The organism is Brevundimonas sp. CURTG3B2_SDJG, from assembly GCF_057364705.1.
Genome location: NZ_JBNFOJ010000140.1, coordinates 1 through 7,717 on the forward strand (window position 1 = coordinate 1; position 7,717 = coordinate 7,717).

Consider the following 7,717-nt stretch of genomic DNA (forward strand, 5'->3'; position numbering starts at 1 on the left):
CGGGCGTTCGGGGCCCGTGAACGGCGGCCGGTTCGGGGCGGGGCGGAGGGACCGGCGATTCCGCCCTCGAGGGGGAAGGCTGGGCGGCCGGTGGCGGGCGGCGGGGCCGGCAATAGTGGACGCCTACGCCCGGTCCCAGCGGCAGGTCCAGCGCCACCCACAGGGCCACCATCGACAGGCCCGCCACCAGGAACGATCCGGCGTAGGGCAGCATGGTGGACATCAGGGAGCCCAGGCCGAAGCGCGGATCCCACCTCTGGGCGAAGGTCAGGATCAGCGGGAAATAGCTCATCAGAGGCGTGGCGATGTTGGTGACCGAATCCCCCATCCGGTAGGCGGCGGTGGTCATCTCGGGGCTGATGCCCAGGAGCATGAACATCGGCACGACGATGGGAGCGAGCGCCGACCACTTGGCCGAGGCCGAGCCGACGAACAGGTCGAAGAAGCAGGAGACCAGCACCACGCTGATCAGCAGGAGCGGGGCGGGGAGTCTGATCTGCTGCAGCGCCTCAGCGGCGTTGATGGCCAGGATCGGGCCGAGGCCCGACCAGTTGAACATGGCCACGAAGTGGGCGGCGAAGAAGACGAGAACCAGGTAGGGCGCCAACTGGACCAGGCCCTCGCGCATCATGCGCACCAGGTCGCGGTGGCTCGTGACCGTGCCGGCGCCCACGCCGAAGGCCGCGCCGGAGACAAAGAAGGTGATGGCGAAGAAGGCGGCCAGCGACTTGTAGAGCGGGTTCATCCGCTGGGCCGGCTCGGCGTCCGTGTCGATGAAGGGCGACCCCGGCAGCCAGGTGATGACAGCCCAGAGCGCGATCATGCCGAGCACGGCCAGGCCGGCGTAGGCCAGGCCCTTCCGCTCGCTAGGGGTCAGCTCCTTCTTTTCTTCCGTGGCGGGAGCGGCGACGTCGCGGCGGGAGTCCATTTGCCCAGACGGGGCTCGATCACCCGGTCGGTCAGGAACCAGATGATCGGGGTGAACACGGCCACGACGCCGACGATGAAGAACCAGTTGCCGGCGATGTTCACCGAATAGGAGGGGTCGATCAGGTGGGCGGCCGGCTCGGTGATGCCGAGCAGCAGGGCGTCCTGGGCGCCCGGCACCAGATTGCCGGCGTAGCCGCCCGAGACGGCCGCGAAGCCTGCGGCCAGGCCGGCCAGAGGATGGCGGCCGGCGGCGGCGAACATGACGGCCGCCAGGGGAATGACGACGACGTAGGCCGAATCCGAGGCGTGGTGCGAGACCATGCCGGTGATGGCGATGACCGGGGTCAGCATGAAGCTCGGCGCCCGGGTCAGGGCCGCGCGAATGGCGCCGATGAACAGGCCGGAGCGCTCGGCGATCGAGGCGCCGTAGATGATGGTGACCACGATCCCCAGCGGCGGGAACTCGGTCAGCGTCTTGGGCATGCCGATGATCAGCTGCTCCAGGTTCTTGGGCGACAGCAGGCTTTCGGCCCTGAGCATGTCGCCGGTGACCGGATTGACCGCGGACCAGCCCAGGCCGGCGCCGACCAGGCTGAGCACCACCAGGGCGCCGATCAGCCACAGGAACAGGAAGACCGGATCGGGCAGGCGGTTGCCGATCCGCTCGATGGTGTTGAGGACGCGGGATCCGACGGCCATGCGTCACTCCGGGAAAAGGCTGGGTTCAAGAGCCTTTATGGGAAGGGAAGGGGGGCGGTCAGGCAACCGTCCGGACCTGCGACAAGCTGTCCGGAAAACTGCGAACCGTTCGCAAGAAAAACCTTTCGCCGCATGGGTTTGAACCCGTGCGGCTCCCGGTCTAGAAAGCGCCGAATCCGCCCCTCCCTCTGTGGCGGACGAGGTCCTTCCGGATGAATGCATTCCTTCTCGAATATCTGCCGATCGTGGTCTTCCTGGGGATCGCGGCGGTGCTTGGTCTCGGCTTCATGATCGCGGCCTGGGTGCTGGCGCCCAAGAACCCCGATTCCGAGAAGCTGTCGGCCTACGAGTGCGGCTTCAACGCCTTCGACGACGCGCGGATGAAGTTCGACGTCCGGTTCTATCTGGTGTCGATCCTGTTCATCATCTTCGACCTGGAAGTAGCCTTCCTGTTCCCCTGGGCGGTGTCGATGTTCGACCTGTCCAAGGGCGGCATGATCTTCGCCTTCTGGTCGATGATGATCTTCCTGGGCGTGCTGACCGTCGGCTTCATCTACGAATGGAAGAAGGGCGCGCTCGAATGGGAGTGACGACCACCAATGAAACGCCGCTGATCGGCCGGGGCAACTCGGGCGCCTCGCCGGCAAAGCCGGGCCTGATCCTGCCCGCTGGAGCGGGCGCGCGTTCGATGGTCCAGGGCTACGACCCGGCCGTCCACGACAAGTTCTTCGAGCAGGTGAACGCCGAGCTGGGCGAGCGCGGCTTCATCACGACCTCGCTGGACGACGTGATCAACTGGGCGCGCACCGGCTCGCTGATGTGGATGACCTTCGGTCTGGCCTGTTGCGCCGTGGAGATGATGCAGGCCTCGATGCCGCGCTTCGACATGGAGCGCTTCGGCATGGCGCCCCGCGCCAGCCCGCGTCAGTCGGACCTGATGATCGTGGCCGGCACCCTGACCAACAAGATGGCCCCGGCGCTTCGTAAAGTATACGATCAGATGCCGGACCCCCGTTACGTGCTTTCGATGGGTTCGTGCGCCAACGGCGGCGGGTATTATCACTATAGTTACAGTGTTGTTCGCGGTTGCGACCGCGTGGTGCCTGTCGATGCCTACGTTCCGGGGTGCCCGCCGACGGCCGAGGCGCTGCTGTACGGCCTGCTGCAGCTGCAGAAAAAGATCCGCCGCACGGGGACCATCGACCGATGACCTCTCTGGTGAAGCAACAGGCGCTCGAGACGGCGCTTACGCCGCTGGGCGCCGAGATGGTGGCCGAATTGGGCGTGCAGGCTCACGTCGCGTACGGCGAACTGACGCTGGTCGCCGAGCGCGAGCGGATCGTCGAGGTGCTGACGGTGCTGAAGGAGCGCTTCGGCTTCCAGCAGCTGCTGGACGTGTGCGGGGTGGATTTCCCGGACCGCGAGGAGCGGTTCGAGGTGGTCTATCACCTGCTGTCGCTGACCCGGAACGCCCGTATCCGCGTCAAGGTGGCGACGGACGAGGTCAAGCCCGTGCCGAGCGCGGTCGGGGTCTTCCCCTGCGCCGACTGGTTCGAGCGTGAGGCGTTCGACATGTACGGCATGCTGTTCTCGGGCCACCCGGACCTGCGCCGGCTGCTGACCGACTACGGCTTCCAGGGACATCCGCTGCGCAAGGACTTCCCGATGACCGGCTACGTCGAGGTCCGGTACGACGAGGAGCAGAAGCGGGTGGTCTACGAACCCGTCAAGCTGACCCAGGAGTTCCGCAACTTCGACTTCCTGTCGCCGTGGGAAGGCGCGGAGTATCCGACCGCCGTCCTGCCGGGCGACGAGAAGGCTGGGAGCAAGGCATGATCGGCTCCGCTTTGGCCGCCGCTGTTCTCGCGACGGGCGCGTCCTCACAAGCCGCGGCGTCGGACCATCTGGCAGGTGCGGCCCTATGCATCGCCGCGCTGGAGTACCCCGGCGCCGCTCCGGGCGAGGCGAACGCCGTCGATGAAGGCGTCAGGGGCTGGCGCCGGGTCATGGTCGGCGTGAATTCCGACGTCTCGCTGCATCAGCCGGCCATCGACCGGGCTCGCCGCGCGCTTGATGACGCCGAAGCGAGACGCGTCGGAATGGGGCTAGTCAGCGCCCAGGCCACTCTAAACGCCATGGAGTGCGCCTCTCAGACGGTGCAGGCACGCTATCTGGCGCGCTTCGCTTCACCGGAAACCAGAGCTCAGCTTCAGGGTGAAGCCGCCAATGACTGACCTCGCCACCAAGGACGGCTCGGCTCCGATCGGCGCCACCGACGTCTTCGACGAGCCCCACGACGGCCGGACCGAGCACGCGCGCGCGCTCGACGATCGCAAGTTCACCATCAACTTCGGCCCGCAGCACCCGGCCGCGCACGGCGTGCTGCGCCTGGTGCTGGAGCTGGACGGCGAGCTGGTCACCCGCGTCGATCCGCACATCGGCCTGCTGCACCGCGGCACCGAAAAACTGATGGAGGCGCGGACCTATCTGCAGAACGTGCCCTACCTGGACCGCCTCGACTACGTGGCGCCGATGAACCAGGAGCACGCCTTCTGCCTGGCCATCGAGAAGCTGCTGGGGATCGAGGTCCCATACCGGGCCCAGCTGATCCGGGTGCTGTACTCGGAGATCGGCCGGATCCTGTCGCACCTGCTGAACGTGACCACCCAGGCGATGGACGTCGGGGCCCTGACCCCGCCGCTCTGGGGCTTCGAGGAGCGCGAGAAGCTGATGGTGTTCTACGAGCGCGCCTGCGGCGCGCGCCTGCACGCCAACTACTTCCGCCCCGGCGGCGTCCACCAGGACCTGCCCAGCGCCCTGATCGACGACATCGGCCGCTGGTGCCACGAGTTCCCGGCGGCGCTGAAGGACATCGAGAGCCTGGTCACCGAGAACCGGATCTTCAAGCAGCGCAACGTCGACATCGGCGTGGTCTCCAAGCAGCAGGCGCTGGACTGGGGCTTCACCGGGGTGCTGCTGCGCGGCTCGGACATCCCGTGGGACCTGCGCAAGGCGCAGCCCTACGAGTGCTACGCCGACCTGGAGTTCGACATCGCCGTCGGCAAGAACGGCGACTGCTGGGACCGCTACCTGTGCCGCATCGAGGAGATGAAGCAGTCGGTGCGGATCATGGAGCAGTGCATCCACAAGCTGCGCAACTGCCCCGGCGAGCCGGTGATGGTCGAGGACAACAAGATCGTCCCGCCGCGCCGCGCCGAGATGAAGCGTTCGATGGAAGCCCTGATCCATCACTTCAAGCTGTACACCGAAGGCTTCCGCACGCCGGAAGGCGAGGTCTACGCCGCGGTCGAGGCGCCCAAGGGCGAGTTCGGCATCTATCTGGTGTCGGACGGCACCAACCGGCCGTACCGGGTCAAGATCTCGGCCCCCGGCTTCCGCTCGCTGCAGGCCATGGACTGGATGAACCGCGGCCACATGCTGGCGGACGTCTCGGCCATCCTGGGCTCGCTCGACATCGTTTTCGGAGAAGTGGACCGATGAGCGTTCGTCGTCTCGCCAAGGACCAGCCGCCTCGTTCGCCTTCTCCAAGGCGACCAAGGCCAAGTGCGACTGGTGGATCGCCAAATATCCCGAGAACCGTCGTCAGTCGGCGGTGATCCCGATCCTGTGGCTGGTCCAGAAGCAGGAGGGCTGGGTGTCCGAACCCGCCATCCGCGCCATCGGCGAACTGCTGGGCATGCCCTACATCCGGGTGCTGGAGGTCGCGACCTTCTACACCATGTTCCAGCTCGAACCTGTTGGAACCGCTGCGCTTATCCAGGTCTGCGGCACGACGCCGTGCATGCTGCGCGGCGCGCGCGAGCTGATGGACGTCTGCAAGAAGAAGATCGGGCCGAAGGACACGCTGTCCGCCGACGGCCGCTTCACCTGGCAGGAGGTCGAGTGCCTGGGCGCTTGCGCCAACGCGCCGATGGCCCAGATCAACGACTACTATTTCGAGGACCTGACGCCCGAGACGATCGGCCGGATCATCGACGACTTCGCCGCCGGCAAAAAGCCGAAGGCCGGCAGCTACGTCGGGCGCAAGAGCTCGGAGCCGGAAGGCGGGGCGCTGACCCTGACGGATCCGAAGCTGTACGACGGCTCGGCCGCCAAGCCGATCAGGAAGCTGCCCAACAGCGATCCGGTGCCGGCATGAGCCTGCCGGACCTGGACACCGAGGAAGGCCGCGCGGCCTACCGCAAGGAGTGGAGGGCGGTCGGGCGGCCCTACCGCCTGGGCGGCCTGGTGCTGATCCTTTTGGGCGCGGCCTATGTGATCGCCAGCCGGTACGACGCCGTGCCCGCCGACGAGACCGCCCTGATGGTCGCTTACGGCATGGTGGCCGCCGGCTGGGCGGCGTTCCTGGCGGCGACCTTCCTGCGCAACCGCCACCACCGTCGCCGCCTGCGGGAGGGCCTGTGATGGCGAAACCGGAGAGAACGGTGAACGGGCGGATCTTCGTCATCGCCGGGGTCAGCGACATCGTGATCGGCGGCGCGCTGATCGTGGCGGCTTTCACCGGCCTGTTGGGGCCCGGCATGGGGATCATGGCGATCGCCGGCGCCGTGATGGCGCTGGTGGGCGTGGGCTTCATCGTCTTCGGACGGAACAAACTCAGCCAGGCCGAAAGCCGGCGCGGAGATCTGAACTGACCATGGTCGGAATCCTGGAAGACAAGGATCGCATCTTCACCAACCTGTACGGCCTCCATGACTGGACGCTGGACGGGGCGAAGTCGCGCGGCGCGTGGAACGCGACCAAGGACATGCTGGACCTGGGCCGCGACTGGATCATCGCCAACGTCAAGAACTCGGGCCTGCGCGGCCGGGGCGGCGCCGGCTTCTCGACCGGGCTGAAGTGGTCCTTCATGCCCAAGGAGGTGAAGGATCGCCCGCACTACCTGGTGGTCAACGCCGACGAATCCGAACCTGGCACCGCCAAGGACCGGGAGATCATGCGCCACGATCCGCAGCTGCTGATCGAAGGCTGCCTGATCGCCAGCTTCGCGATGCAGGCGCACGCCTGCTACATCTACCTGCGCGGCGAATACGTGCTGGAGCGCGAGCGCATGGAGGCCGCGGTCAAGCAGGCCTACGAAGCGAAGCTGATCGGCAAGAACAACGTCCACGGCTGGGACTTCGACGTCTACATCCACCACGGCGCCGGGGCCTATATCTGCGGCGAGGAGACGGCTCTGCTGGAGTCGCTCGAGGGCAAGAAGGGCCAGCCGCGGCTGAAGCCGCCGTTCCCGGCCGGCGCGGGCCTGTACGGCTGCCCGACCACGGTGAACAACGTCGAGTCGATCGCGGTGGTGGGGACCATCCTGCGCCGCGGCGCGGACTGGTTCGCCGGCTTCGGCCGTCCGAACAACACCGGCACCAAGCTGATGACGATCTCAGGCCACGTGAACCGCCCGTGCAATGTCGAAGAGGCGATGTCCATCCCGCTGAAGCAGCTGCTGGAAGAGCACTGCGGCGGCGTGCGCGGCGGCTGGGACAATCTGAAGGCCGTGATCCCGGGCGGCTCGTCCGTGCCGCTGATCACGCGCGAGATGTCCGAGACGGCGCTGATGGACTTCGACAGCCTGCGCGAGATGCGCTCGGGCCTGGGCACGGCGGCGGTGATCGTGATGGACCAGTCGACCGACCTAGTGAAGGCGATCGCCCGGATCAGCTATTTCTACAAGCACGAGAGCTGCGGCCAGTGCACGCCGTGCCGCGAGGGCACCGGCTGGATGTGGCGCGTGCTGGAGCGGATGGCGGTCGGCGAGGCGGACCCGTCCGAGATCGACCTGCTGCTGGACGTGGCCGGCCAAGTCGAGGGCCATACGATCTGCGCGCTCGGCGACGCCGCCGCCTGGCCGGTGCAGGGCCTGATCCGGCACTTCCGGCACGAGATCGAGGACCGCATCGCCGACTATCGCAGCCGCCGCGCGAACTTCGCCGGCCACGCCATCGCAGCCGAGTAGAGGAGCCGACGATGAGACTGATGCTGTCAGCCGCCGCGGCCCTGATCCTGGCGGCCTGCAACCAGGCCCCGCAGGCTCCCGAGGCGCCCGAAGCCGCCCCCGGCGACGGCCGCCCAG

The 7,717-nt window shown here is 67.2% G+C and carries 10 protein-coding genes and 1 pseudogene; 9 read left to right on the forward strand and 2 right to left on the reverse strand.

Annotated features, from left to right (window positions below; translation table 11 throughout):
- The coding region (locus AC2W7C_RS10625; RefSeq protein WP_486001418.1) for an AbgT family transporter at window positions 1-928 on the reverse strand (928 nt) is incomplete at its 3' end.
- A complete protein-coding gene (locus AC2W7C_RS10630) occupies window positions 874-1,629 on the reverse strand; it encodes an AbgT family transporter (protein WP_486001419.1) in 756 nt (251 codons plus the stop codon). The genes AC2W7C_RS10630 and AC2W7C_RS10625, both read right to left, overlap by 55 nt.
- Before the next feature lie 212 nt (window positions 1,630-1,841).
- Here AC2W7C_RS10630 and AC2W7C_RS10635 point away from each other — a divergent pair, with 212 nt between their 5' ends.
- The 9 genes and pseudogenes from AC2W7C_RS10635 to nuoF all read left to right on the forward strand — a co-directional run bounded on the left by AC2W7C_RS10635 (window position 1,842) and on the right by nuoF (window position 7,600).
- A complete protein-coding gene (locus AC2W7C_RS10635) occupies window positions 1,842-2,219 on the forward strand; it encodes an NADH-quinone oxidoreductase subunit A (protein ID WP_486001420.1) in 378 nt (125 codons plus the stop codon).
- A complete protein-coding gene (locus AC2W7C_RS10640) occupies window positions 2,189-2,839 on the forward strand; it encodes a NuoB/complex I 20 kDa subunit family protein (RefSeq protein WP_486001421.1) in 651 nt (216 codons plus the stop codon). The genes AC2W7C_RS10635 and AC2W7C_RS10640 overlap by 31 nt, the downstream gene beginning before the upstream one ends.
- On the forward strand, window positions 2,836-3,465 hold the full coding sequence (locus AC2W7C_RS10645) for an NADH-quinone oxidoreductase subunit C (RefSeq protein ID WP_486001422.1): 630 nt from the start codon (window positions 2,836-2,838) through the stop codon (window positions 3,463-3,465). The genes AC2W7C_RS10640 and AC2W7C_RS10645 overlap by 4 nt, the downstream gene beginning before the upstream one ends.
- Window positions 3,462-3,863, forward strand: a complete 402-nt coding sequence (locus AC2W7C_RS10650) for a hypothetical protein (protein WP_486001423.1) — start codon at window positions 3,462-3,464, stop codon at window positions 3,861-3,863. Before AC2W7C_RS10645 ends, AC2W7C_RS10650 begins: the two co-directional genes overlap by 4 nt.
- Window positions 3,856-5,130 carry an NADH-quinone oxidoreductase subunit D gene (locus tag AC2W7C_RS10655; RefSeq protein ID WP_486001424.1) on the forward strand — a complete coding sequence of 425 codons (1,275 nt, stop codon included), beginning with the start codon at window positions 3,856-3,858 and terminating at the stop codon, window positions 5,128-5,130. The genes AC2W7C_RS10650 and AC2W7C_RS10655 overlap by 8 nt, the downstream gene beginning before the upstream one ends.
- Window positions 5,127-5,788 (forward strand): annotated as a pseudogene (gene nuoE, locus AC2W7C_RS10660) (NADH-quinone oxidoreductase subunit NuoE). Before AC2W7C_RS10655 ends, nuoE begins: the two are co-directional and overlap by 4 nt.
- The gene (locus AC2W7C_RS10665; RefSeq protein ID WP_486001425.1) at window positions 5,785-6,054 is read left to right on the forward strand and encodes a hypothetical protein; all 270 of its coding nucleotides are present in this window, start codon (window positions 5,785-5,787) and stop codon (window positions 6,052-6,054) included. The pseudogene nuoE and the gene AC2W7C_RS10665 overlap by 4 nt, the downstream one beginning before the upstream one ends.
- Window positions 6,054-6,284 (forward strand): hypothetical protein, encoded by a 231-nt coding sequence (locus AC2W7C_RS10670; RefSeq protein ID WP_486001426.1) that lies wholly within the window; start codon window positions 6,054-6,056, stop codon window positions 6,282-6,284. The genes AC2W7C_RS10665 and AC2W7C_RS10670 overlap by 1 nt, the downstream gene beginning before the upstream one ends.
- A gap of 2 nt (window positions 6,285-6,286) precedes the next feature.
- Window positions 6,287-7,600: an NADH-quinone oxidoreductase subunit NuoF gene (nuoF, locus tag AC2W7C_RS10675; protein WP_486001427.1), complete on the forward strand. Its 1,314-nt coding sequence runs from the start codon at window positions 6,287-6,289 to the stop codon at window positions 7,598-7,600.
- Window positions 7,601-7,717 lie beyond the last annotated feature (117 nt).